We start from the raw sequence: 25,999 nt of genomic DNA, 5'->3' as shown, positions 1-25,999 counted from the left end.
AACGACTTTTCTGGAAAAACAACCGCAAGGATACATCAAAAAAAAGACAGAAACATTAGCCACGTCTCATGCATCAGTCGTGATTTTGTATAATTGCTTTTTCTTTAACCAATCCTGCAGCCAATCACTCGCTGACTTTCATCTGGGTAGACAGATAAGATTCATCCTGATGCAATACCTCAATCAGGGGCCGAGTTAATAACTCATAGCGCCATCCAAGCAGATAATCCGGCAGATCCTGTTCATCCTTGTGAAAGACTACATGCTGATACAGTGCATTCAACCATTTCTTGCGCATCAGCACTTCTTTGGGAATCGAGGTTTCATTGACCACATGTTGAATAATTGCATCAATTCTGTCGCCGATATCTCGGGAAGAGTGGCGGATTGGACGTGCCAGGCGTAAGGGCCATTCGGCCTGGTCAGGCAGGAATTTCAACAGATCTAAAATCGTTTTGCCATGTTCGCGTAAAATATTGCCCCGAATATCTTTAACATGGCTAAGCTGAAAATTATTGCGCGGAAACTTTTCGACCAGATCAATCATGCTCGAATTTTTCAGGATAAAACTGCGTGGCTGATTCAATGCTTTGGCAATCTGATCACGCCAGACCATCAATTGCTGCAATTGCATCAGTTGACGGCGTGAATGCCGGTAATTTCCAACATCCTGATACAACAAGGCCGTAGGTGTATCTTTACCAATTTCCTGTGTCAGGAAACGACAATCCTGTAAGGCAAAATCCAGCAGATCTTTCGCATCCAGCTCATGTTTGATTTTTTCCGACAGTTGTACCAGATAATGCACATCATTGGCCGCATACAGTAATTGGTCTGAGCTGAGTGGACGTGCCAGCCAGTCAGAACGGGTCTGGTCTTTTTCAATATCGACTTCCAGCATCTGCTTGAGTGCATTTTGATAGCTAACTTGCAAACCATGTCCCAGAAATGACATACCGATCTGGGTATCGAATACATTACTCAGCGATTTTTTCTGGGTATAGTGATAGATCAGGTCGATATCTTCACTACAGGCATGAAAAATATTTTGCTGTGCGTCAAAAATTTTATTAAGGAACTCAGTCAAATCCAGTGTGGTACCATCCAGCAAATAAACCTGGTTGTCTACATTAATCTGGAACACACCCAGCTTAGGCCACAAGGTATCGACCTTGATAAACTCGGTATCCAACCCGTAAACTGAATTCTGGTCCATTAGTTTCAGTACAGGAGTTAAGTCGTGCTGGTGTTGAATAAATTGAAACATAAAGACTGAGTCTAAATTTAGATGCTCGATAAAACCATATTACCCCATATATAGAATTTATATATAAAAATATTATGCCTTACTTAAACTATTTGTTTCATTTTTCTCAGATAACTGCAGATAATAAGACACTAAAACTTCTTAATAATATATTTTTTATATTATATATCGAAAAAAGATAATTAATATTTTACTTAATTCGCATACGATTATGCACAGCCTGACTCAAAGTGTGACTATCGACATATTCCAGTTCTCCGCCTTGCGGTACACCTTGTGCGATACGGGTCATCTGGATTGGCAAATGTTTACTGGCTTCTACCAGATAATGTGCCGTGGCCTGCCCTTCAACTGTCGCATTGGTGGCCAGAATCACTTCTTTGACCCGCCCCTGACTCAAGCGTTGCAACAAATACGGAATACCAATTTCTTCCGGACCAATCCCGTCAAGTGGAGACAGATGTCCGCCCAATACATGATATTTACCACGAAAACTGCCGCTTTGTTCAATCGCCATCACATCTGCCGGAGATTCCACTACGCACAGCAGTTCATCATCACGATCAAGAGACGTACAGATATTGCAGACTTCATCTTCAGTAAGTGAATGACAGATCGAGCATTCATGAATGTGGTTGGTTGCCTCAGTCAAGGCATGTGCCAGACCTACTGCACCCTCACGATTTTTCATGATCAAGTGCAATGCCATGCGCTGAGCCGATTTCGGCCCCACGCTTGGCAATATGCGTAATGCTTGAACCAGTTGATCAAAACGATCACTAAACATTGCGCATTCTTCCTTAGAACATGCCAGCCAAGCCAGGTGGTAAACCCATGCCCGAATTTGCTGCTTTCATTCTTTCATCAGAAACCAGTTCTGCCTGACGCGCTGCATCATTCATTGCAGCTGCAATCAGGTCTTCAATCATGTCTGGATCATCCTGAAGTAATTCTGGATTGATTTCGATACGCTTTACTACATTACGGCAAGTCATAGTCACTTTCACCAGACCACCACCCGCTTCCGCATGCACTTCAGTTTGTGCCAGCTCTTCCTTGGCTTTTTTTACGTTATTTTCAACTTCTTTTTGCATACGCTGAGCTTGCTGCATCAACATGTTAATGTTCATAAATATCTCCGAACATAAATTTATAAAATTAGATAAGATCTAAACCGCGAGTAATATCACGAATAATATCACCAATCTCTTCCAAACCAACAGAAACGCGAATTAAACCTTCACGGATACCTGCTGCCGCCTTGGCTTCTGGAGACAGTTTGCCATGAGTCGTGGTTGCCGGATGAGTAATAGTTGATTTCACATCACCCAGATTACCAGTAATTGAAATGAACTTGGTATTGTCAATTACTGTCCAGGCGCCTTCACGACCACCTTTCACTTCAAAAGACACGATACCGCCAAAACCGGTTTGCTGTTTTGCTGCCAGTGCATGACCAACATGTTCAGGCAAACCTGCGTAATACACTTTTTCAACTTTCGGATGCGCATTCAGAAATTCCGCCAGTTTTTGAGCACTGGCAGAATGTTCACGCATACGTAAGCGTAGCGTTTCCAAGCCTTTTAGGAACACCCAGGCATTGAACGGGCTCATTGACGGGCCGGTAGTACGCACATAACCGAAGATTTCTTCCAGTACCTTGTGATTACCCACGACTGCACCGCCTAATGCACGACCCTGACCATCAAGGTACTTCGTAGCTGAATATACAACGAGGTCAGCACCAAATTTGATTGGTTGTTGTAATACTGGGGTACAGAAGCTGTTATCAATGGCCAGCAAAGCATTATTGGCATGGGCAATATCTGCCAGGGCTTGAATGTCTGCCACTTCTGCCAGCGGATTGGATGGAGACTCTACAAAAAGTAATTTGGTTTCAGGCTTGATGGCATTTTTCCAGGCATCCAGATCAGTCAAGTCGACAAAATCAACTGCTACACCGAATTTAGCAACATATTTTTCAAATAAAGAAACGGTGGAACCAAATACTGCACGTGAACAGATTACATGATCGCCTGCTTTCAAAAATGCCATTGCTACTGCCATAATCGCTGCCATACCTGAACTGGTGGCAACGGCGCGCTCTGCACCTTCTAAAGCAGCCAGACGCTTTTCAAACATGGCAACGGTCGGGTTAGTAAAGCGAGAGTAGATATTACCCGGCTCTTGGCCTGAAAATTTTGCGGCAGCTTCTGCGGCATTTTCATAAACAAATGACGATGTTAGAAAAATCGGTTCGCCATGCTCACCCTCAAAGCTACGGGTGTGACCAGTACGGATGGCTAAAGTTTCTAATTGGTAGTTAATATCGTCTTGCTGGCTCATCACTTTACTTCAGCCCTAAGGCTGCCTTTTGTAAAAAATTGCCAACATTTTGAGCGCCTAAGCTATTTCAGGTCAAGGCATAATAAGCGATTATTGCTTAGACTTCGATCAATCCTTCCGCGGATACGGATATTTTATTTACATGATTCAGTTAAAACAAAATTTTCAGCGTCAGCAAAAAAAATTGAAACACCTCAAGACCCGGGTGTTTAATGCCTCCTCACTGATTCTGTCGCAAAAAACCCTTTTTGAATATATTGCTGGCACCCAGTTTTACAAAATCCGATATTACGCCTCACCCGACAAAAAATATAAGGAACCATTGGTCTTTATTGCTCCCCTGGCCGTTAATATGGATATCTATGACCTGTATCCCTATCGTTCACTGGTCAAGCATTTTCAGCATAGCGGTTTTGATGTCTATCTGGTGGAGTGGAAACGTTTTGACTTTAAGCATCGTCATCTGAACTTTTTATCTTTTATCGATTCTGCTATTCCCCAGTCTATTGAAACGATCTGCAATCATTCAGGTAGTCAGCTGATTTCCCTACATGGCTGGAGTATGGCAGGCGTATTTGTCACGCTTTATACCGCCCTGCATTCGCCGGAACATGTCAAGAATCTGATCGTAGTCGGCAGTCCGATTGACAGTTATGCTTCAGGACGTGTCGGCAAACTGTTTTCTACAACCAATAAACTGATTTCTAAAAATAAAAATCTAAAACAGGCCATTCATCAAGGGCTGATTCCAAAACAGTATATTCATACACCGGGTATTTTAAATGCCTTGGGCTTTAAATTACTTGACCCGATTGGCTGGTTCAAAAGCCAAAAGCGGTTTTTGCTAAATCTTGATCGTGCCGAAGATGTCTATGAACACGCAACTATGGGAAATTTCCTGAATAAAATGATCGATTATCCAGGTGGGATTAATCAGGACATGATGCTGCATTTGTGGCTACAAAATCCATTAAAGCAGGGTTCTATTACTTTGAATGGTCGTACCATTGAGCTCAAGAATATTAGCTGCTCCCTTTTGGTAGGTGCAGGTCAAACTGACCAGATTGTGACAGAATCATCCGCCAGACCATTGCTGGATTTGACAAGTAGCCAGGATAAGACGTTTACTCTGATTCCAGGCGGTCATCTCGGCCTGATGTCCAATCAGAAAACAGCCAATACATTCTGGCCAAAAATGACGACCTGGCTGGTGCAACGCTCAAAACGTCTCGGCGCTTAAAGCAGATTTAAGTACCAGTAAAAATATTCAAACTTATCAATATATTTATACATATGCAGAGGGTACAGCATGATTCAGTCAGTCGCATTTATCGGCTTAGGTGCAATGGGTTATCGTATGGCAGCACATTTACCCAAGCATTTTGATACGGTCTATGTCTGGAACCGTACTTTCAACAAGGCAGAAGAGCATGCTGCTGAATATGGCACCCAGGCTGTTAGCCTTGAACAGGCTGTTCAGGCAGATGTGATTTTTTCCTGCCTGCCAACCAGTACCGATGTAGAGCAACTTCTGGAAGATTTACCGCTTAAATCCGGCTCAGTCTGGGTCGACTGTACCAGTGGCGTACCGGATTCAGCGCAAAAACTGGCAGTACAACTGGCTGAACGTGGGGTGATTTTTCTGGATGCACCTGTCAGTGGCCAGACCATTGGTGCTGAAAATGGTACTTTAACTGTGATGGTGGGTGGCAATGTACAGGGTTATGAACATGCTCTCCCTGCGATGCGGGCTTTTGGCAAACTGATCAAGCATGTGGGTGAATCTGGTGCGGGTTTTGCTGTGAAGGCGGTAAATAATATGTTAATGGCTGTAAACCTGTGTGCCGTTGCTGAGGGCTTTACTACCCTGAAAGCACATGGAGTAAATCTGCATGAAGCACTAGATTGCATTAATGCTTCAAGTGGGAAAAGCATGGTGACCGAAACCGTATTGCCACAGCGGATTTTAAATCGAAGTTTTCCTGTAACCTTTGCCCTGCCACTTCTGGCCAAAGACACCGGGATTGCAATCGATCTCGCCCGCGAAGCCAAACTTTCTGCACCTGTGTTATCTTTAACCCAGAACCTGATTCAGGCAGCTAGCGATCTATCGGATAAAAACAGTGATTTTTCCAGTGCTGTAAAAATGTATGAATCATGGAGTAATATTACCATTGAGTAATATCTCGCCATTGAATAATGATAACGAAACCTCATATTGTGACTGTTAAGCAGGTACAAATAGTGGATAACCCAGAGGAAACTCTCATGAAGAAATTTTCTGTTGCAGCATTGATTGGCTTTGCAACTTTGTTCGGGGCTTCAACATCGGTTCTTGCATCTGAACAAGAGTGCAAAAAATTAAAAAATGATCACGACGTAATTTACGCGTCTAAAGGTTTCTGTTTCAAAGATCCTGAAGCAAAAGCCAAGTTCGGTAATGATAATTGTTATACAACCAAGCCAAAATTCTCGGAAAAAGAGCAACAACGTCTTGACGCGATCAAAGAACGTCAGAAAGAATTGAACTGTAAATAATTCAGTTTAATGACGCTCAAGGAATGTACTTATGACTTATGATGATCAGAATATTTTTGCACGAATTCTACGCGGTGAACTTCCTGCGATAAAAGTGTATGAAGATGACCAAGTTCTTGCATTTATGGACATCATGCCTCAGGCAGACGGTCATACACTGGTAGTTCCGAAGACTCCTGCAATCACTTTACTGGATTTGCCACCTGAAGCGGCTGCTTATACGATTCAGATCGTACAGAAAGTTGCAAAAGCCATTGAAAAAGGTTTAGGGGTAGATGGCATCGTACTGATGCAGTTATCTGGCGCTGCAGCGGGTCAGACGGTACCGCATATACATTTTCATCTGGTGCCAACCTCTTTACACAATCTTGGCAAACATGCTGTGCAGATGGGCGATCAGGAAAAAATCAAAGCCTTGGCCGAGAAAATCAAAGCTGCCCTTTAAGAAATTCTTAACATCCAAAAATGGAGCTTCGGCTCCATTTTTTTCGCCCTCATCGTGCATTTTAATTTACGCTTTAGAAAAGCTGATAAAAAATACCAAGACAAAATTTTGAATAGTAATAATTTTTAGAACACAAATTCGCCCATCCTCAATGTTCTTACAAAACGAAACATTTAATAGATTTGAAATATTTCCTTAATCTTACTGTCTTATTTGTAATTAATACTTAGCACCAATACAGGACGGTAGCAAAATTTAACAAAGCTACCACAACACCTTTGTTAGGACCAAAAAAGTCTTATTGGAGCTACACATGAAAAAAACTCTTTGCGCATTAGCAGTTGGGGCAACAATTTTAACACCGGTCATGGCAGCTGCTGCTGATGTTAAAGTGTATGGTCGCGCACACGTTTCTTTAGATTATCTGGATGATGGTGCAGATTATAATGAAGTGGGGCTTTCTTCAAATTCTTCACGCTTAGGCTTTAAAGCTGAACAAGAATTAGAAAACGGAATGACTGTTTTTGCTCAAATTGAACAAGAAATTAACTTTTCTAGTGGTTCTGCAAATGATGATCTCGAATTTGCAACCCGCGATACTTTTGTCGGTTTAAAAGGTGACTTTGGTCAAGCACGTGTAGGTCGCTTTGACAGCCCGTTTAAAGTTGCACGTGGCCCGGTCAATTTTTTTGGTGACATGGTTGGTGATATTCGTAATGTCACCCGCGCTGGCAACTTACGTTTTGATGAACGTAATGCCAATACGATTGAATATAAATCACCTAAATTTGCTGGCGGTTTCAATGTGTTGGGGGCTTTGTCACTTCATGAAGCAAATAGCCCGGACGCCACTAAAGATGGCGCTAAAGACAAAGACAAGGCATACGACCTCGCTTTAACCTATAAAGAAGGTAAAGTTGATTTCGCCGCTGCATATGAACATTACGAAGAAGAAGCTGCCCGTGGTGAGCGCGATGGTTTCCGTATCGCAGGTGCTTACAAAATCACACCTGAATTCAACCTGGGTGGTTTATACCAATTCCTTCAACACGATAACTCTGAAGCAAACCCAGATGCACAAGTATTTGGTGTAGCCGGTGAATATAAATTTGCACCAAAAACCTCATTCCGTGGTGAAGTATTCCACCGCGATGTCGATGCTGATGATGCGAATGCAACTTTGCTGGCAATCGGACTTGAGCACCGTTTAGATCCAACAGTTCGCATTTATGGCAACATAGCAACTGTACTAAATGATGAAAACTCAAACCTTACCCCTTGGGCACAAGGTCGTACCAATACTGTAGGTGGAGTACGCGGTGAAGACAGTTTAGGACTTTCCCTAGGCATGCGTTACGACTTCTAAGTCCAGTCCCCCTCACAAAGCTTAAAAAGAACATGCCTCCAGCATGTTCTTTTTTTGGCGTGTTTTTTATCAATATAAAATGATGTGAAAGATTGTGACATTGATATTCACCCCTTATAAAACCAACCAAAATAGTTTGATTAATTTTATTCTTTATTTTAAAACCAAGCATTTTAATCAGATTAAAAAGTATTAATCCAACTAAAACAATCTACATTCGAATATATAAATATAAGCATTTTAGTCGGATTTAAAAACCAATAAAATTACATAAAATAATAAAAAATATTTAGAATAAATTTTAACTCATATAAATATATATTTATTATTTTCAAATACTTATAAATATATATTTATTTAAACTGTATCGTCTATTTATTTTTTAGTTACAATAGATTAATAATATACAACAAGTCATATAACAGGCTTAGTCGAATGAGCTTAGTTCCCAAAAATCTAAACCAGAGAGTGGTTAGAGAAATAACCGCCATTTTAATTATCAAGGTTATTTTACTAATGATAATTAAAAATATCTGGTTTGATGCGCCTACGATTCCTAAAAATTTTGATAACCAAGTCGCCGAGCGTATCGCCGGCAATCCTTCCCAAATCCAGGAGACACGTTGATGATTTCTGAAAGCGTGGTCGATCTCTCGCGGTTCCAGTTCGCCATGACCGCGATGTATCACTTTATTTTTGTTCCACTGACGCTAGGTCTGGCATTTCTGCTTGCCATTATGGAAACCACCTATGTGATTTCCGGCAAAGAAATCTATAAAGACATGACCAAGTTCTGGGGAAAACTGTTTGGTATTAACTTTGCCTTAGGGGTAACCACCGGCCTGACCATGGAGTTCCAGTTCGGAACCAACTGGGCGTATTACTCGCATTATGTCGGTGATATTTTCGGTGCACCGCTGGCGATTGAAGGTTTGATGGCCTTCTTCCTTGAATCGACGTTTATTGGCTTGTTCTTCTTTGGTTGGGATCGTCTTTCCAAAGTGCAACATCTGGCCGTAACCTGGCTGGTAGCTTTAGGCTCGAACATGTCCGCACTCTGGATTCTGGTCGCCAATGGCTGGATGCAAAACCCGGTCGGTTCGGCATTTAACTATGAAACCATGCGTATGGAAATGGTGGACTTTGCTGCACTGATCTTTAACCCGGTCGCTCAGGTTAAATTTGTGCATACCGTATCTGCGGGTTATGTCACAGGTGCCATCTTCGTACTGGCTATTTCAAGTTACTACATGCTGAAAAAACGTGACCTGCCTTTTGCACGCCGTTCTTTTGCCATTGCAGCTATCTTTGGGCTTGCTTCTACACTTTCAGTGATTTTACTGGGTGATGAATCAGGTTATGAGCTGGGCGATGTACAAAAAACCAAACTGGCAGCAATTGAAGCAGAATGGGATACTCATCCTGCACCTGCGCCATTTACTTTGTTCGGTATCCCGAATAAGGAAACCATGACTACAGATTATGCAGTGAAAATTCCTTATGTGATGGGTCTGATTGCCACACGTTCTACTACAGAACAAGTCACAGGTATTAAGGACCTGCTGGTTCAGCATGAAGCGCGTATCCGCAATGGTATGGTGGCCTATTCGCAACTGGAAAAATTACGTGCTGGTGATCAGTCTCCAGAACTAAAAACCGCTTTTGAAGAAAGCCAAAAAGACTTAGGTTACGGTCTGCTTCTGAAAAAATACACGCCAAATGTCGTTGATGCCTCTGAAGAGCAAATCAAAGCAGCCGCTAAAGATACCATTCCACACGTACCAAGCCTGTTCTGGGCATTCCGTGCCATGGTGGCTTCTGGCTTCTTGATGCTACTTCTATTTGCACTGGCAACTTTTGCGGTAGCAAAACGTAATGCTGAAAACAAACCATGGTTATTGAAATTTGCTTTATTTGCACTGCCTTTACCTTGGGTTGCTGCGCAAACTGGCTGGTATGTAGCAGAAGTAGGTCGTCAACCATGGACTATTGGTGAGGTATTACCGACGCATCTTTCAGCATCAAGCTTAAGCACAGGTGATGTCTGGGGTTCAATCCTTGCATTGGCAGCATTCTATACCGTGTTACTGATTATCGAGATGTATCTGATGATCAAGTTCTCACGTCTTGGCCCAAGCTCACTGCATACTGGTAAATACCATTTTGAAAAGCTTGCAGCTGCAGAAAAGTCAAATGGGGAGACTCAAGCATGATCGAATATGAATTATTAAAAATCATTTGGTGGGTGCTGGTCGGCGTATTGCTGATTGGCTTTGCCCTCACCGACGGCTTCGATATGGGCTCCATGGCGATCATGCCATTTGTGGGCAAAAATGATAGCGAGCGCCGTGCAGCGATCAATACCATTGCGCCGCACTGGGACGGTAATCAGGTCTGGTTTATTACTGCCGGCGGTGCGTTATTCGCTGCCTGGCCAATGGTCTATGCAACTGCCTTCTCCGGCATGTACTGGGCCCTGCTACTGGTCCTGTTTGCCCTGTTTCTGCGTCCGGTTGGCTTTGACTATCGCTCAAAGCTGGAAAATACCAAATGGCGCAATTCATGGGACTGGGGTCTAGCCATTGGCGGTGCAGTACCTGCCTTGGTTTTCGGTGTGGCATTCGGCAACATGTTCCTCGGTGTACCATTTACTTTAGATGAAACTGTACGTTCTACTTATACTGGTAGCTTCTTTGCCCTGCTTAATCCGTTTGCAATTGTCTGTGGTCTGGTCAGCTTATCGATGCTGTGTGCACATGGTGGTGCATGGTTAATGCTGCGTACAGATGGTGACCTACGTCAGCGTTCTGCCAAAGCAACACAAATCATGGGTCTGGTTTATCTGGTTACCTTCCTGGCTGCAGGCGCTTGGCTGTACTTTGGTGGTATTCAAGGCTATACCCTAGTTACACCTTTTGATACCAATGGTGTTGCTAATCCGCTCGCAAAAGAAGTATTGACCAATGCCAATCCAGGCTGGATGAACAACTATTCGACTTATCCAATCACGATGGCAGCGCCTATTGCCGGAATTTTGGGTGGCTTGATCATTGTCTTGGCAGCAGGTAAAAACAAAGCAGGCTTGAGCTTCCTAGGTTCATCTCTGGCTGTCATCGGTGCCATCCTGACTGCCGGTTTTGCCCTGTTCCCTTTCCTGATGCCTTCAAGCATTAACCCGGTTGCAAGTCTGACTATGTGGGATGCAGTATCTAGTAAAAATACCTTAACCGTTATGACCGTTGCTGCCTGTATCTTTGTTCCACTGATCCTCATCTATACCACCTGGTGTTATTACAAGATGTGGGGCGTGATTACCAACAAACACATTGAAGATAATTCACATAGCCTGTACTAAGGCTATGTCTTAAGGAGAGACAACTATGTGGTATTTTGCTTGGATTCTGGGTGTACTGATGGCGTGTTTTGCCAGTGTAATTGCTGCCATTTACATGGAACAACATCAAGACCTGGATGAGGAATAAAACATGACCGAAGCTGCGCTTGAGAAAACCGTTGTAGACAAGAAACCAAACAAATTTGCGATGATGATTTCCTGCCTCCTGGCTTTTCCTCTCGCAGCCGTGTTATTGGTTCATCCTTCCGCAATGCTGGATGCCAATGGTGAATATAGCCATAGTGCCATGATGTATATTATGATTGGTATTTCTGGAGGCTTTGTCCATGGTGTGGGCTTTATGCCGCGCCACTGGTTCTGGAAATGGCTGTTTAGTCCATTTTTAGCCTGGCCTTTAATGATCTGGGGCTATTACACCTGGTTTTTCAGTTAAAGTATTAAATTAAAAAAGCCCTCAAATGAGGGCTTTTTTAATTTAATACGAGTTCTAGAATATTCTTTTTTTCTTCTGGCCCAACTGGATTTTTAAAACAACTTATCTTAAGTCTATAAGAAAGCCGGAAAAAGTCCAACTTTTAGAATAATTTATCGATGGGTATGAATCGACATCACAATGCCCATCCCGGCCAGCATGGAAATCACTGCCGTTCCACCATAACTCATCAGCGGCAATGGATCTCCAGTTACAGGTAAAATCCCGCTCACCATGCCTGAGTTTAAAAATACAAAGAAGAAGAAAGTCAGTCCCATGGCTCCAGCATATAAACGGCCAAAGTTATGAAAGCTGTTTAAACCAATCATCAAACAGCGAATAATAATGGCAGTGAATAAACTGAACAGCAGGAAAACACCAATAAAACCGAATTCTTCGGCATAGGTCGACATAATAAAGTCAGTATGATGTTCAGGGAGATAACCCAAATGCGATTGCGTACCTTCAGTATAGCCTTTACCTGTGGAACCGCCTGAACCAATGGCGATTTTGGACTGGATAATATTCCAGCCCGCGCCCAAGGCATCTGACTCCGGATCGAACAACGTGGTGATACGTTTTTTTTGATATTCCTGTAGTACGAACATCCATGCAGCCGGAGCTGCCACGGCTACTGCCGCCGCTGCACCACCAATCAGACGCCACGACATCCCACTTAAAAATAGAACAAAAATACCGGGAATCACCAAACCAATATTCAAATCAGGCTGAAGTGCCACTAAAACAAATGGTATCCCCAATAAAATCAAAGCCCCGACAATATGCAAAAATTTGGGAGGAAACGGCTTGCGTGCAAAATACCAGGCCATCATCAAAGGCATCGCAAATTTCATCACCTCACTCGGTTGCATACTTCCTACCCCTGGCAAGGTAATCCAGCGGGTTGCACCTAAACGTTTTTCACCAATCACAAAGACCAGAAGCAGCATGAATATTCCGAAGGCATACAGGTATGGACTAATCGCCTGATAGACTTTCGGTGGAATCTGCGCACAGATAAACAGCAGCACAAAGCCAATTCCGAAACTGATCGCCTGACGCACCACCATGCCAGAGTCTTCGGAGGTCGCGCTATACACCACCATTAAACCCAGGATTGCATTCAGAATCAGAAAGCACAATAACCACGGATCAAGGTGCAACTTGGTCCATCGAGATGAATCTTGCGGGTTAATACTACGTCCATCACGCAAAGAATGACGTAAAAACCGATACTGCTGTGAAGGTATCATTGGCCAGAAGGTGAAAAAAGAATGATGGCAAAATTATAAGTGAAAGCCATAGGGAATAGATCGCCATAGCCAGATTTATTCTGCTTTTATTTAAATTTTATTTGAATACATTTTTACGCCTGAGCTTGTAAAATCAGCCTGGCGAGTTCCAGATCATCCGGATAAGTAATTTTAATATTATCAGAACGCCCTTGAACTACACTCACCTGCTCACCAATATGCTCCAGTGCGCTGGCTTCATCGGTAATGGTTGCACCATTTTTCAACGCCTGTTGAATGGCGCGCTTCAAGACTCCCAGTTTCGCCATTTGTGGGGTTTGTGCTTGCCAGAGCATCGAGCGATCGACCGTTTCCTCAATATCAGAACCAGTCATGACCCGTTTCAGGGTATCTCGTACCGGAATCGCCAAAATTGCAGCCTGATCCTTGGTCATCGCCGCATTGACTAACTGCTGAAGACAATCCTGACTGACACACGGACGCGCCGCATCATGGACCAGCACCCAGTCATCTTCAGAAGTGATTTGAGATAAATAAATCAATGCATTCAATACAGAGTTCACCCGCTCGGCACCACCCTGACAAAAATGGGCCTTCTCCAGACTGGAAAATGGCAGGGTTTTCGCCACGTTGTCCTGTTCACCAATCGCCAGAACATAACCCGCCAAAGGCAGTTGATTTAGACGTGCCACCGTATGTTCAAGAACTGTCTGCTCCTGAATCATCTGGTATTGTTTCAGCTCTGTTTTAGAGAAACGGCTACCGGAACCTGCAGCTGGAAGAATGGCCCAAAGTTTAGGGTGTGGTTGGTACTTCAGCTGACTCATTGGTTCGCAGGTCTACTTTAGAATTGGGATTAAGATAGATCGGTTTATATTGGGTGCTGATGGTACTCATTTGAACAAAAGTTTCATGAGGCTTAATCAGGCCAAGATCTAAACGTGCATGCTCTTCGATGGCTTCAATACCATTCTTCAAATCATAGACTTCTGCTGCGAGAACGCGATTACGTTCTTTTAGCTCTTCATTTAATTCTACTTGTTGCTGGATTTTCTGGGTCAGTTGCTGATGATCATGATAACCACCTTCACCAAACCAGTATAAATATTGAAACCCTGCGATCAGAACGATCGCAAGGCCCAACAGTACTTTACTCATCAAAGAGTCGAATACATTTAATAACATTGACATAAGTCGCTTAGTTCAAACCCTTGAACTCAGCTTTACCGCGATATGCAGCATGAGTCAATTCTTCAATGCGAAGTAATTGATTATATTTTGCTACACGGTCAGAACGGCAAAGTGAACCTGTCTTGATTTGACCCGCTGCTGTACCCACTGCAAGATCTGCAATCGTTGAATCTTCAGTTTCGCCTGAACGGTGAGAAATCACTGTAGAATAACCATTTGCTTTCGCAAGATAGATTGCATCTAGAGTTTCAGTTAAGGTACCGATCTGGTTGTATTTGATCAGAATCGAGTTAGCGACTTTCTCATTGATACCACGTTGCAGGATTTTCGGATTCGTTACAAACAAATCATCACCCACCAACTGGATCTTGTCGCCAAGGATAGAAGTCAGGTAAGACCAACCTTCCCAGTCAGATTCGTCCAAACCATCTTCGATTGAAATGATTGGGTACTGGTTCACCAGACCAGCAAGGTAATCAGAGAACTGGTTGCTTGTGAATGCTTTGTTGCCTTCACCTGCAAGGATATACTGACCATCTTTGTAGAATTCTGAAGATGCACAGTCAAGTGCAAGCATGATGTCAGAACCTGCTTTGTAGCCAGTCTTTTCAATTGCTTCTAGAATAACAGTAATTGCTTCCTCGTTTGAACGAAGGTTCGGCGCGAAACCACCTTCATCACCTACAGCAGTGTTCAAACCTTGTTTCTTTAAAACCGATTTCAAAGAATGGAAGATTTCAGCACCTGCGCGTAACGCTTCAGAGAATGAAGTGAAGCCTACAGGCTCAATCATGAACTCTTGGATATCAACGTTGTTATCTGCGTGTGAACCACCATTCAGGATGTTCATCATTGGAACAGGCATGGTTAAAATGCTGTTATTACGAAGGTCTGCGATGTATTGGAAAAGTGGAACTTTCTTTTCTTCAGCAGCAGCACGCGCAGCAGCAAGAGAAACTGCCAAAGTTGCGTTTGCACCTAGTTTTTCTTTATTTTCAGTACCATCAAGCGCGATCATCGTGTGATCAATGTCTTTTTGCTCGAATACTGACTTACCAATTAACGCTTCACGAATCAACGTGTTTACGTTGTTCACCGCAGTTTTAACGCCTTTACCCAAGTAACGCGCTTTATCGCCATCACGAAGTTCTAAAGCTTCACGAGAACCAGTTGAAGCACCAGATGGTGCACATGCACGGCCAACTACGCCAGATGCTAAGATAACGTCTGCTTCGATGGTTGGGTTACCACGAGAGTCCAAAATTTCACGTGCACGAATGTCAACGATTTGACTCATGAACAATTCCTCAGTTGATTGAATAACAGGATGCTTAAAACTGCATCAATGGGTATCTAATTTTTCAAATCCTTTCACTAAAGTATCCAGCTCTTTGAGTTGAGCGAGGAATGGCTCTAGTTGAGATAAACGCAAGGCACAAGGACCATCACATTTTGCCACATCCGGATTTGGATGGGCTTCCAGGAACAAACCTGCAAGACCTGTTGCCATACCGGCACGTGCCAGTGTAGTAATCTGGGCACGACGACCGCCGGCAGAGTCAGCACGACCGCCTGGCGTCTGTAAGGCATGGGTGACATCAAAGAATACTGGCACATTCATTTCTTTCATGACGTCGAAGCCCAACATGTCTACAACCAGATTGTTATAGCCAAATGATGAACCGCGTTCACAAAGAATCAGCTTGTCATTTCCCGCTTCCAGACACTTATGCAGAATATGGCGCATTTCGTGCGGAGCCAGGAACTGGGCTTTTTTGATGTTGATGATGGCATCCGTTTTTGCCATCGCTTCAACCAGGTCAGTCTGACGACTTAAAAATGCAGGAAGCTGGATAATGTCAGCAACTTCCGCCACAGGAGCCGCCTGATACGGCTCATGTACATCAGTGATGATTGGCACATTAAAGTGTTTTTTAATGTCTGCTAACCACTCGAGACCTTTTTCCAGGCCAGGCCCACGGAATGAGTTCAGGCTTGAACGGTTGGCTTTATCAAAACTTGCTTTAAAGACATATGGAATATCTAGACGTTTGCAGATATCAACATAAGTCTCTGCAATTTCAAAAGCCAGGTCTTTAGACTCGAGTACGTTCATGCCGCCGAATAGTACAAATGGCAAGTGGTTTGCCATTTGTATATCGCCTAAACGTACAATTTCTTGTGGTTTTAATTGTGACATTTAAACTTCCTAGTTGTGTCTTAAACTCGCATTATTTGGTTTTTTGGTACTGCTTTTTTGCAGCATCAATGAAACTGGCAAATAATGGATGTCCATCACGTGGCGAGCTGGTAAATTCCGGGTGGAATTGTACTGCAATAAACCAAGGATGTGCAGGAATTTCAACAGTTTCTACCAGATGTTGTACCGGAGAATAACCAGAAATCTTCATGCCTTTTTCTTCCAGCACTGGGATATAACGGTTGTTCATCTCGTAACGGTGACGGTGACGCTCGATGATTTCTTCAGAACCATAAACTTCTGCAGTTTTAGTTCCTGCAACCAGTTCAGATTTTTGCGCACCTAGACGCATCGTGCCACCCAGATCTGAGTCAGCAGAACGTTGCTGAACTTCACCGCGCTCATCTAACCATTCAGTAATCAGACCAATCAATGGAGATTTGGTTGAACGGTTAAATTCAGTTGAAGTTGCATCTGCAATACCCGCAACATTACGTGCATATTCGATCACAGCCAACTGCATACCCAAGCAAATACCGAGGAACGGCACACCGTTCTCACGTGCGAATTGAATCGCCTTCATTTTACCTTCAGTACCGCGCTCACCGAAACCACCTGGAACCAGAATCGCATCAGCATCTTTCAATACCTCTGCTACTTCTTGGCTTTCAAGCTCTTCAGCGTTTACGTAGTCAATCTGAACTTTCACACGGTTTTGAATACCCGCATGTAGAAGTGCCTCATTTACTGACTTATAGGCATCTGGAAGTTCAACGTATTTACCAACCATTGCCACACGAACCGTGTATTCAGGGTTTAGTAAAGCTTCTACCACGTTATCCCAATCTGTTAAATCAGCTTCAGGAAGATCGTTAAAGCCAAAACGCTCACAGATTAAATCATCAACATTTTGTTCGTAGAATGTACGTGGAATCTGATAGATCGAACGTGCATCTTTACATACCACAACGGCACGTGCTTCAACGTTAGTAAATAATGCAATCTTACGCGTTGTATCGGCATCTACATCGTACTCTGTACGACAGATGAGAATGTCTGGCTGAATACCAATCGACAGGAGTTCTTTAACAGAGTGCTGTGTTGGTTTGGTTTTTAATTCTGCTGCAGACTTAATGTATGGGAGTAACGTTAAGTGCATTAACATGGTACGTTTATGACCAAGTTCAACCATCAACTGACGTACAGATTCCATGAATGGGAGAGATTCAATGTCACCTACAGTACCGCCGATCTCTACGATCGCAACGTCATAACCTTCGCCTGCACGAAGTACACGCTCTTTGATATTGTCAGTAATGTGTGGAATAACTTGCACAGTACCGCCTAGATAGTCACCACGGCGTTCTTTGTTCAGAACATCCTGGTAAACACGGCCTGATGTGAAGTTATTTAGTTTGGTCATTTTCGCACGACGCAAGAAACGTTCGTAGTAACCCAAGTCTAAGTCTGTTTCAGCACCATCTTCTGTAACAAAAACTTCACCATGCTGGAATGGGCTCATTGTCCCTGGATCGACATTAATGTATGGATCCATTTTTACCATGGTCACTTTTAAACCACGAGCTTCTAAAAGTGCAGCAACAGAAGCAGCTGAAATACCTTTACCTAGTGATGAAACTACACCACCAGTAACGAAAATAAAATGGGTCATTGGGTTTCTCGTACAATCGAGCCTAAATCGGCCTGCAATGTTGCGCAATTTTACTTTACCTTGTACCTAGAAAGCAAAGTCAATCCGCATCAATTCAAAGAACAATAAACAATTGACTATTCTAACAGCAATTCCCCTAAAAAATTACAGTAAGTTCATATGATTTCTATCTTGCATTTTGCTGCTATAATGGTGTATCCCCTCCACACTTTTATGTTTGATGCAATGATGATGAAGAAACTTTTAATCTCCACCCTAATCCTGACTGGCCTGACATTAACTGCGTGTGTAAAAAAAGAAGCACCAAAAGAAGAAGAACAAGTAGAAGTTGCTCCAGCATCAGAAATCTCAACTCCAGAACCGGTACAATTTGAACCGCTTGAGCCGGTAGTAGAAGAAGAAGTCATTGAAGAAGCGGTACCAACGGTTGAAATTCAACGTGAGCAAACTGAAAACACAACGACTGAAATCCGCCGTGAAATCAAAAAGCCGGAAACTAGCGAGCCAACATCAGTTAAGGAAACCAGTGAAGAGCCTGCTTCAACTGCACCTAAAACCAATTCTGACCCAGAAAACAAGTCGGAAGATGATGCAGTTGCTGATGCGATTGCTGCAGCAATGCCAGCACTTAACTAATTACAAGATCATTCATCAAAAAAACCCAGCATTTGCTGGGTTTTTTATTAAGACTTTTTAGGCAGATGCCTGTACTTGCGTACGAGATAAATGAATCAGGTAATCTGCCATCAGACGAGTGGCCCATGATTCGGTTTGCATCAAGCCTTGATAAAAACCGCAATGACTGCCTCTTTTAGTGGTAATCACGACAATATTCGGCATGGCTCTGATTTTATCCTTATGAGGCTCCAGATTCCGGATATTACAAACCGGATCATCCTCCGAATTCAAAATCATCAATGGAATTTTGACATTTTCAAAGACGTAGATAGGATTGGTGGCTTGCGTATAACTCACATAATCTTTAAATCCGGCCAGCTCAAAATAGAGTCGTTCAAACTCGGATAGATCTTTAACTTCCAGTAATCTTTTCCAGCTCGGACAGACTTGCCAGGTTTCCTGATAAGGCTGGATAAAACGCTTAATCAGTTTTTTGGTCATGACCTTACTATAAAATGGATGGACATAATCGAATCCCGTTTCCATGTCATAGCCTGGACACAAGGCAAATGCGGCTTTTAATGGTGTCTGTTCGCCTTCTTCGCCGAGATAACGGACAAGCAAACCTGTACCGGCAGATGAGCCAACCCCATAAAGATCGGATTGAGGAAATTTATCCTGGATATAAAGCAACTGTTCCCGCAAGTCTTGGGTCGAACCAAAAAGATTCATTTTAGGGACAGGCATTGGCAGGTGGGCATGGCCACGGCGTAAGCATAAAGCCACGCGCCAACCGGTATATTTATGCAGATCCCGTACCAGTTCCCGCATTGACTCAGGAGAACCGGTTATCGTATGCAATAAAACAATGGTAGGTGTATTTGCAGGAAGATCCAGACCATACCATGCAATACCGGTAATACCGCCATCTGACATTTTTAGCTGCTCAAGCAAATCATATCTCAGCTTGATGGTCCGTTTTTTTATCAGATCCAGATACAGAATATGTGCATGTGCATTGGCTAGCCATGGCGTAGGACGGTATTTCTGTTTAAGTTGTGGTAAATATTCAATTAATCCTGAAAAAATACCATTCGGATTGTAATAGAGGGTCGGCTGATCTGCTCCACTGAAGCGATCCAGATATTCACTGGAAAGCTGACCCATTTTTTTAAGCAACATTTTCATCTGTCATCCCCTCTAGCGTTACTAGCTGTGATTTACAAATTTCATGCCGACTTGATATCAATAATTCGAATTAAGTTTTAGCTTGGAATGACTGCATCCGTTGGCCCATATGTAAGGCTAAAGCTTCTAGTCCGGATTTAGGTCTAAGCATGACTTCAAAGTCAGTGATCTGACCTTCATCATCAAAATGAATCATGTCAACTCCTTTCAGTTTCTTATCGCCCACTTGAGCAGAAAACTCAAGTACGACATTGTTACCATCTTCACTGAAGAATTCACGGTGATAAGTGAAATTTTCAAAGACCTGAATTACATTGGACAGGATAAAGAATACCACCTGTTTTCCAGAATAAGGCTGAAAAGCCACTGGCGAACGAAACACCACATTTTCAGCAAGTAGCTCATTCAAGATCGACAGATCATCCTTTTCCAGCATCTCATGCCAGCGCGCAATGGACTTTCTTGTAGTTTCGATGGTCATTTTGGAGTCCTTTTTTTGATATTTTTTAATAGACGGGATTCCCCCTTTATTAAAGGTGAGAAGTACTGCTTCGCAAGGGGGATTTTTTATTATAAATCCGCTCCCTAACCCTCTCCTTTATTAAAGGAGAGGGAGGAAAGCGGGTTTTAATATTTTCAGATCACCGCAGCCAATTCAGCGCCCTGACGGATTGCGCGCTTGGCATCCAGCTCACCTGCTTCTTTCGCACCACCAATCAGATGAACACTTTTACCTGCCGCTTTCAATTCATCAAACATAGCAGTATAAGATTCCTGACCGGCGCAAATGATAATTTGATCGACCTCCAGCAACGCAGGTTTGTCATTTACAACAATATGTAAACCTTGATCATCAATTCTTTCATAACTTGCCCCTGCAATCATTTTTACATGACGGTGTTTCAAGCCTGTACGATGAATCCAACCGGTGGTTTTACCCAGACTGGAACCCACAGAAGCTGCTTTACGTTGCAACAAATAAATTTCACGCTGCGGTTGTTCTACATGGGCTGGTTTAAGTCCACCGACATTTTCATAGTCGGTATCGATACCCCATTCATCATAGAATTTTTCCGGATTGACGCTACCACTTTCGGCACCATGGCTGAGAAGCTCGGCTGTATCAAAACCAATACCGCCTGCACCAATAATCGCGACACGCTGACCAACTGGTTTACGCTCTCTTAGTACGTCAAGATAAGACAGCACCTTAGGATGATCAATACCTGGGATATTAAGCTGACGCGGTGTTACCCCTGTTGCCACCACAATATCATCGAATTCTGCAGAAACCAGCTGCTCAAAAGTCGCCTTACGATTCAGCAATAACTTGATACGTGGTTGCAATTCAATCTGACGCTTAAAATAACGTAAAGTTTCATAAAACTCTTCCTTGCCTGGAATGGTTTTAGCGATATTGAACTGCCCACCGATCTGCGCAGCGGCTTCGAATATAGTTACATGATGACCACGATTCGCTGCATAAATAGCAAAACTTAAACCGGCCGGCCCTGCACCAATCACGGCAATATTTTTTGCTACATTGGTTTCTTTAAAAATTAGCTCGGTTTCATAACAGGCCCGCGGATTGACCAGACAGGTCGCAATTTTCATCGAGAAAATATGATCCAGACAGGCCTGGTTACAGCCGATACAGGTATTGATTTCATCGCTACGGCCCTGTTCAGCTTTTAATACAAACTCTGAGTCCGCCAGCATTGGACGAGCCATTGAGATCATATCAGCATCACCCGAAGCCAATACATACTCAGCCATTTCCGGTGTATTAATCCGGTTAGAGGTGATGAGCGGGACGCTTACCTGCCCTTTCAGCTTGCGTGTTACCCAGGTAAAGGCTGCCCGTGGTACTTTGGTGGCGATGGTCGGAATACGCGCTTCATGCCAGCCGATGCCGGTGTTGATAATGGTAGCACCCGCTTTTTCAATTGCCTTGGCCAGCTGAATCACTTCTTCTAATGTTGAACCACCTTCTACCAGATCCAGCATTGAAAGACGGTAAATGATAATAAAGTTCTTACCTACCATTTCACGGGTACGGCGCACGATTTCAATCGGGAAGCGAATCCGGTTTTCATAGCTGCCGCCCCATTCATCATCACGGTGGTTAGTACGTGCTGCGATAAATTCATTGATCAGGTAGCCTTCCGAACCCATGATTTCCACACCGTCATAACCAGCATACTGAGCCAGCTTGGCACAATTTGCGAAATCATCAATGGTCTGCTGCACTTCTGCAGAAGTCAAAGCATGCGGTTTGACCGGATTAATCGGTGCCTGAATCGGTGACGGCGCGACATTTTCTGCCTGATAGGAATATCGTCCGGTATGCAGGATCTGCATGGCAATTTTACCGCCAGCTTCATGCACTGCCTGCGTAATCACCTTATGCTTTTCAGCTTCTTCAACTGTATCAAGCTTGGATCCACCCTGAAAAGTCACTCCATGATCGTTTGGAGAAATTCCGCCGGTGACAATTAAAGCTACTCCACCTTTGGCACGCTCTGCATAAAAAGCAGCCATCCGATCATAACCACCCGGTGCTTCTTCCAAGCCCACATGCATAGAGCCCATTAGGACACGGTTTTTAAGCGTAGTAAAACCCAGATCCAGTGGGGCAAGTAAATTCGGATATTTAGACATTTCAACTCCCTAGCGTGCACACGTGCTGGCTATTTTTATTCAGGCTGACTGATTATTTCTATCAGATATCAGCCTTATGCAACTTGTTGCACTAATTTATAGTGCAGAATTGATTTTTATGCAACATGTTGCATAATAATCCAGAGTCATTTTTTTGAGACGTTTATGTCTTTATCGCATGTTCTACTGACTAGCCTGATCGAAAAGCCCAGTACCGGCATTGAACTGGCACGTCGTTTTGACCGTTCCATGGGCTTTTTCTGGAATGCTACCCATCAGCAGATCTATCGTGAACTGAATGCCATGCTGCAAAAAGGCTGGATTTCGACGATAGAAGAGGAAGATTCAAATAGCCGTAAAAAAACCTATCAGGTAGAACGCCTCGGTCGGGAAGAACTGGCCAGCTGGATGCTAGAACACAGTTCACCAGCACAACTGCGCGAAGAACTGATGGTGCGTCTGCGTGCCGAAGCCCAGCTTGGCGGGAACAGGACTCTGCCTGAACTGGAACGCCATCTGGAACTGCATAAAGAAAAACTGAAAACCTATGAGCACATTTTTGCCAAAGACTTTGCCGAAGCGAACGAAACTGACCGCACCCTGTATATTCATAAAATGATCCTGCAACTGGGAATTGATCAGGAACTGGGCTGGATTTCCTGGCTAGAACAGGTCATTCCGCGACTCAAACAGTTTGATGCAAAATAACCCTTAATACGGAGATACACATGCCCTTTTATCGCATGCCCGATGGTGAACAGCTGTTTGTACGCGAATACGGTCAAGGACAACCGGTACTGGTCCTCTCGGGACTTGGCATGCTGAGCTGGCAATGGAAAGCTTTTCTCTATCCGCATCAGAAAAATTTCCGTTTTATTATTCCGGAATGGCGCGGCTTTGGGGCTTCCAGTCGCTGTAAAATTCCGCCAGATCTGGATGCGATTTCCAGTCACTGGCTGGATATTCAATCAGTGGTCCAGCAGCTCAATTTAGATAAATTCATTGTGATTGCTTACTCTATGGGCGCGACGACAACCATGCATGGGCTGCACTATGGTAACTTTGCCAAACATATAACAGCTTATTTGCATATTGATCAAACCCCTAAAATACCAGTCGATGATGCCTGGGCTTTTGGCCTTTTTGGTCCACGCCATCAGGAATTTATCGACATCCTGCAGCAGCTCTCTGCCCTACTTGCGCAATACCAGCAAGTTGAATTGATCCGCAACCTTGACGTTTCTGTGCGTAAACACATTGCCACCCTATGGTTAAAGTTTATTCAGCTACAAAATGAACAAAAATATAGTCTGAAAGCTTTCGAATTCATTTTGAATCAACCACGACTGCAAAGTCTGTTATTACCTTCCAGCCGGGTGGACTATATGGCATGGTATATTAATAATTATTTGTACCATCGCGAGGACTACCGCGAAGCTCTGGCTCAACTTAGCTGCCCGGTGACTTTCTTTAGCGGTGTACAATCCAAGCTTTATCCGATTGAGGGACAGCATCTGATTGCCCAAAGCCTGCCTCAGGCCAAACAGGTACTTTTCAGCAAGTCGGGCCATACCCCTTTACTGACTGAGCCCTTAAAATTTGCAAAGGAACTTGGCGTATTTTTAAAGGAAAATACTCAGTTTAGCCCTGTAGTCGTCTAAAAACTCAGGAGACAGAATAATGAAAAAAATGGTGATCTTTTCAGGTGCAGGCATGAGTGCCGAAAGTGGTATCAACACTTTTCGCGACAGTAAGGGCCTTTGGGAACAGTATCGTATAGAAGATGTGGCCACACCTGAGGCTTGGGCCAAAAATCCGGAACTGGTGCAACGCTTTTATAACGCACGTCGTAAAAATATTCTGGAAGCACAGCCAAATGCAGCCCACCAGCTGATCGCCAATCTTGAAGATAACTTTGATGTGCATATAATTACTCAGAATATTGATGATTTACATGAGCGTGCCGGCAGTTCCAAAGTCATTCATCTGCATGGCAATATCCGACTGGCCAAAACTTCAGGACCAAATTGCCAGTACACCACCGAATTCTACCCCATTGAAGGTACTGAGCTAGATTTAAACAAGCACTTCTGTAAGGCGGGATATCCACTGCGCCCGCATGTGGTCTGGTTTGGCGAGGCTGTGCCTGCTTATACCGTTGCACAAGACTGTATACAAGATGCCGATATTTTAGTCGTCATTGGCACCAGTTTACAGGTTTATCCGGTGGCGGGTTTAATCCATGAAATTCCGCCTGAATGCGCTGCCTACTATATTGATCCCAAAGCAGATCAACAGTACTTACCAGCCCAGTTTCATAAGATTTCCCAGACTGCGACAGAAGGCATGAAAACATTGCTTAGCCTATTTGATCCTAAAGTTTAAATGTCTTTCAGTAATTGCATTCTATAGTTGACACGGCGCAACAATCTCTTTTTAATCAGCCTATTGTTGCAGAAATGGAATTAAACGATGCTGACGGATCTGGATGATTTTTACTGTTTTGCTCAAGTGGTTGAACATGGCGGCTTTAGTGCAGCCGAAAGAGCCACTGATATTCCCAAATCCAAGCTCAGCCGTCGCGTCTATAATCTTGAAGAACGACTTGGAGTACGCCTGATCCAGCGCAGTTCACGACATTTTGCTGTGACTGATATCGGCATGAATATCTACCGGCATGCACAGGTGATGCTTAATGCTGCGCAAGCTGCCCATGATCTGGTGGATCATCTGAGTACCGAACCGCGTGGAACCATTAAAGTCAGCCTTCCGGTATCGATCGCCCAGAACGAAATGGCAAAAATTCTGCCAAATTTCCTGAAAAAATATCCCGAAATTAAAATTCAGATGATGATCACCAACCGGCGTGTGGACATTATTAATGAAGGCTTTGATCTGGCTTTACGCGTGCGCTCTAGTCTGGATGACGATCCAAATCTGGTGATTCGACAGTTTGAAAAAATTGAACAGCATTTATTTGCCAGTCAGGGTTACTTAAATGAATTTGGTGACTTGAAAAACCCAGAACAACTGTCTGAACATAAAATCCTGAGTATGGCAGAAGACCATCCCGAACAGTTTCTGACCCTACAAAACGGACAGCAAGAGCAGAAAAAAATCCGTGTCAATCCAATTGTTATGGGCTCTGACCTGAATATGCTGGCACAACTGGCCGCCTCAGGCTCAGGAGTGACGTTATTACCAGATAATGTGGTCGAACACTATATTTCAAGTGGTGAACTGGTTCGGGTACTTCCCGACTGGAAAGCGCCGCATGGTATTTTTCATGCAGTATATCCTTCACGTCGCGGCTTATTGCCCGCTGTCCGGGTCTTCATTGATTATCTGGTTGCCGAATTAAATCACGATAACTTAAATACTTAACTATAGTTAAGTAATATATTTTGAATAAAATAGAACCCCCGGA

General features: G+C 43.5%; 28 protein-coding genes. 15 read left to right on the top strand and 13 right to left on the bottom strand.

Translation table 11 applies throughout. The features are described 5' to 3' along the window. Window positions 1-124 precede the first annotated feature (124 nt). The 4 genes from H9629_RS04900 to H9629_RS04885 form a co-directional block, all read right to left on the bottom strand. Window positions 125-1,267, bottom strand: a complete 1,143-nt coding sequence (locus H9629_RS04900) for a ribonuclease D (RefSeq protein ID WP_064095314.1) — start codon at window positions 1,265-1,267, stop codon at window positions 125-127. Window positions 1,268-1,457: 190 nt separating this feature from the next. Continuing rightward, window positions 1,458-2,054 (bottom strand): recombination mediator RecR, encoded by a 597-nt coding sequence (gene recR / locus H9629_RS04895; RefSeq protein ID WP_064095313.1) that lies wholly within the window; start codon window positions 2,052-2,054, stop codon window positions 1,458-1,460. A gap of 13 nt (window positions 2,055-2,067) precedes the next feature. Next, entirely contained in the window at window positions 2,068-2,397 is a 330-nt protein-coding gene (locus H9629_RS04890) for a YbaB/EbfC family nucleoid-associated protein (RefSeq protein WP_004731251.1), read from the bottom strand. Between the two features lie 28 nt (window positions 2,398-2,425). Further along, on the bottom strand, window positions 2,426-3,613 hold the full coding sequence (locus H9629_RS04885; RefSeq protein WP_064095312.1) for an O-succinylhomoserine sulfhydrylase: 1,188 nt from the start codon (window positions 3,611-3,613) through the stop codon (window positions 2,426-2,428). A 142-nt stretch (window positions 3,614-3,755) separates the two neighbouring features. On the opposite strand from H9629_RS04885, the gene H9629_RS04880 reads away from it, so the two are divergent. From H9629_RS04880 to H9629_RS04835, 10 genes are all read left to right on the top strand, one after another. After that, window positions 3,756-4,853: an alpha/beta fold hydrolase gene (locus H9629_RS04880; protein WP_191730608.1), complete on the top strand. Its 1,098-nt coding sequence runs from the start codon at window positions 3,756-3,758 to the stop codon at window positions 4,851-4,853. A 69-nt stretch (window positions 4,854-4,922) separates the two neighbouring features. After that, window positions 4,923-5,795 carry an NAD(P)-dependent oxidoreductase gene (locus H9629_RS04875; RefSeq protein ID WP_064095310.1) on the top strand — a complete coding sequence of 291 codons (873 nt, stop codon included), beginning with the start codon at window positions 4,923-4,925 and terminating at the stop codon, window positions 5,793-5,795. Window positions 5,796-5,881: 86 nt separating this feature from the next. Continuing rightward, a complete protein-coding gene (locus H9629_RS04870; RefSeq protein WP_064095309.1) occupies window positions 5,882-6,151 on the top strand; it encodes a YARHG domain-containing protein in 270 nt (89 codons plus the stop codon). Between the two features lie 31 nt (window positions 6,152-6,182). After that, complete coding sequence (locus H9629_RS04865) at window positions 6,183-6,596, top strand: HIT family protein (protein WP_064095308.1); 414 nt, start codon at window positions 6,183-6,185, stop codon at window positions 6,594-6,596. Window positions 6,597-6,909: 313 nt separating this feature from the next. Next, on the top strand, window positions 6,910-7,962 hold the full coding sequence (locus H9629_RS04860) for a porin (RefSeq protein ID WP_064095307.1): 1,053 nt from the start codon (window positions 6,910-6,912) through the stop codon (window positions 7,960-7,962). A gap of 435 nt (window positions 7,963-8,397) precedes the next feature. Beyond that, window positions 8,398-8,589 carry a cytochrome oxidase putative small subunit CydP gene (cydP, locus tag H9629_RS04855; RefSeq protein WP_004645265.1) on the top strand — a complete coding sequence of 64 codons (192 nt, stop codon included), beginning with the start codon at window positions 8,398-8,400 and terminating at the stop codon, window positions 8,587-8,589. Continuing rightward, complete coding sequence (locus H9629_RS04850; RefSeq protein WP_064095306.1) at window positions 8,589-10,175, top strand: cytochrome ubiquinol oxidase subunit I; 1,587 nt, start codon at window positions 8,589-8,591, stop codon at window positions 10,173-10,175. The genes cydP and H9629_RS04850 overlap by 1 nt, the downstream gene beginning before the upstream one ends. Beyond that, window positions 10,172-11,317, top strand: a complete 1,146-nt coding sequence (cydB, locus tag H9629_RS04845) for a cytochrome d ubiquinol oxidase subunit II (RefSeq protein WP_004645267.1) — start codon at window positions 10,172-10,174, stop codon at window positions 11,315-11,317. Before H9629_RS04850 ends, cydB begins: the two co-directional genes overlap by 4 nt. A 25-nt stretch (window positions 11,318-11,342) precedes the next feature. Then, a complete protein-coding gene (cydX, locus tag H9629_RS04840; RefSeq protein WP_004278713.1) occupies window positions 11,343-11,444 on the top strand; it encodes a cytochrome bd-I oxidase subunit CydX in 102 nt (33 codons plus the stop codon). Window positions 11,445-11,447: 3 nt separating this feature from the next. Then, a complete protein-coding gene (locus tag H9629_RS04835) occupies window positions 11,448-11,750 on the top strand; it encodes a cyd operon YbgE family protein (protein ID WP_064095304.1) in 303 nt (100 codons plus the stop codon). Between the two features lie 152 nt (window positions 11,751-11,902). On the opposite strand, the gene rodA is transcribed toward H9629_RS04835, so the two are convergent. From rodA to H9629_RS04805, 6 genes are all read right to left on the bottom strand, one after another. Then, complete coding sequence (gene rodA / locus H9629_RS04830) at window positions 11,903-13,042, bottom strand: rod shape-determining protein RodA (protein ID WP_064095303.1); 1,140 nt, start codon at window positions 13,040-13,042, stop codon at window positions 11,903-11,905. A gap of 113 nt (window positions 13,043-13,155) precedes the next feature. After that, window positions 13,156-13,869, bottom strand: coding sequence for a 2-C-methyl-D-erythritol 4-phosphate cytidylyltransferase (gene ispD, locus H9629_RS04825; protein ID WP_064095302.1), 714 nt, complete (start codon window positions 13,867-13,869; stop codon window positions 13,156-13,158). Beyond that, on the bottom strand, window positions 13,838-14,233 hold the full coding sequence (gene ftsB, locus H9629_RS04820) for a cell division protein FtsB (RefSeq protein ID WP_081406324.1): 396 nt from the start codon (window positions 14,231-14,233) through the stop codon (window positions 13,838-13,840). The genes ispD and ftsB overlap by 32 nt, the downstream gene beginning before the upstream one ends. A 7-nt stretch (window positions 14,234-14,240) precedes the next feature. Beyond that, window positions 14,241-15,530 carry a phosphopyruvate hydratase gene (gene eno / locus H9629_RS04815; RefSeq protein ID WP_064095300.1) on the bottom strand — a complete coding sequence of 430 codons (1,290 nt, stop codon included), beginning with the start codon at window positions 15,528-15,530 and terminating at the stop codon, window positions 14,241-14,243. Between the two features lie 45 nt (window positions 15,531-15,575). Next, window positions 15,576-16,433: a 3-deoxy-8-phosphooctulonate synthase gene (gene kdsA / locus H9629_RS04810; protein ID WP_064102662.1), complete on the bottom strand. Its 858-nt coding sequence runs from the start codon at window positions 16,431-16,433 to the stop codon at window positions 15,576-15,578. A 31-nt stretch (window positions 16,434-16,464) separates the two neighbouring features. Beyond that, window positions 16,465-18,105 carry a CTP synthase gene (locus H9629_RS04805; RefSeq protein ID WP_191730607.1) on the bottom strand — a complete coding sequence of 547 codons (1,641 nt, stop codon included), beginning with the start codon at window positions 18,103-18,105 and terminating at the stop codon, window positions 16,465-16,467. A gap of 225 nt (window positions 18,106-18,330) precedes the next feature. Between H9629_RS04805 and H9629_RS04800 the strand changes: the two genes are divergently transcribed. Then, the gene (locus H9629_RS04800) at window positions 18,331-18,741 is read left to right on the top strand and encodes a hypothetical protein (RefSeq protein ID WP_225215722.1); all 411 of its coding nucleotides are present in this window, start codon (window positions 18,331-18,333) and stop codon (window positions 18,739-18,741) included. Between the two features lie 57 nt (window positions 18,742-18,798). Here the strand turns inward: H9629_RS04800 and H9629_RS04795 are convergent, their stop codons facing one another. From H9629_RS04795 to H9629_RS04785, 3 genes are all read right to left on the bottom strand, one after another. Then, window positions 18,799-19,911, bottom strand: coding sequence for a YheT family hydrolase (locus H9629_RS04795; RefSeq protein WP_064095296.1), 1,113 nt, complete (start codon window positions 19,909-19,911; stop codon window positions 18,799-18,801). 70 nt (window positions 19,912-19,981) lie between these two features. Continuing rightward, complete coding sequence (locus H9629_RS04790; RefSeq protein ID WP_064095295.1) at window positions 19,982-20,392, bottom strand: nuclear transport factor 2 family protein; 411 nt, start codon at window positions 20,390-20,392, stop codon at window positions 19,982-19,984. A gap of 155 nt (window positions 20,393-20,547) precedes the next feature. Next, entirely contained in the window at window positions 20,548-22,572 is a 2,025-nt protein-coding gene (locus H9629_RS04785) for an NADPH-dependent 2,4-dienoyl-CoA reductase (RefSeq protein ID WP_064095294.1), read from the bottom strand. A 165-nt stretch (window positions 22,573-22,737) separates the two neighbouring features. Here H9629_RS04785 and H9629_RS04780 point away from each other — a divergent pair, with 165 nt between their 5' ends. From H9629_RS04780 to H9629_RS04765, 4 genes are all read left to right on the top strand, one after another. Next, window positions 22,738-23,280 carry a PadR family transcriptional regulator gene (locus H9629_RS04780; protein WP_064095293.1) on the top strand — a complete coding sequence of 181 codons (543 nt, stop codon included), beginning with the start codon at window positions 22,738-22,740 and terminating at the stop codon, window positions 23,278-23,280. 20 nt (window positions 23,281-23,300) lie between these two features. Then, window positions 23,301-24,233: an alpha/beta fold hydrolase gene (locus H9629_RS04775; protein WP_191730605.1), complete on the top strand. Its 933-nt coding sequence runs from the start codon at window positions 23,301-23,303 to the stop codon at window positions 24,231-24,233. A 19-nt stretch (window positions 24,234-24,252) separates the two neighbouring features. Next, window positions 24,253-24,957: an SIR2 family NAD-dependent protein deacylase gene (locus H9629_RS04770; protein ID WP_191730604.1), complete on the top strand. Its 705-nt coding sequence runs from the start codon at window positions 24,253-24,255 to the stop codon at window positions 24,955-24,957. A gap of 87 nt (window positions 24,958-25,044) precedes the next feature. Further along, window positions 25,045-25,956, top strand: coding sequence for a LysR substrate-binding domain-containing protein (locus tag H9629_RS04765; protein WP_191730603.1), 912 nt, complete (start codon window positions 25,045-25,047; stop codon window positions 25,954-25,956). Window positions 25,957-25,999: the final 43 nt, after the last annotated feature.

The sequence above is a fragment of the Acinetobacter pecorum genome (genome assembly GCF_014837015.1).
Taxonomy (GTDB): Bacteria; Pseudomonadota; Gammaproteobacteria; order Pseudomonadales; family Moraxellaceae; genus Acinetobacter; species Acinetobacter pecorum.
Note: the sequence above shows the minus strand (reverse complement) of the source record. Positions and strands in the feature narration are given on the sequence as shown.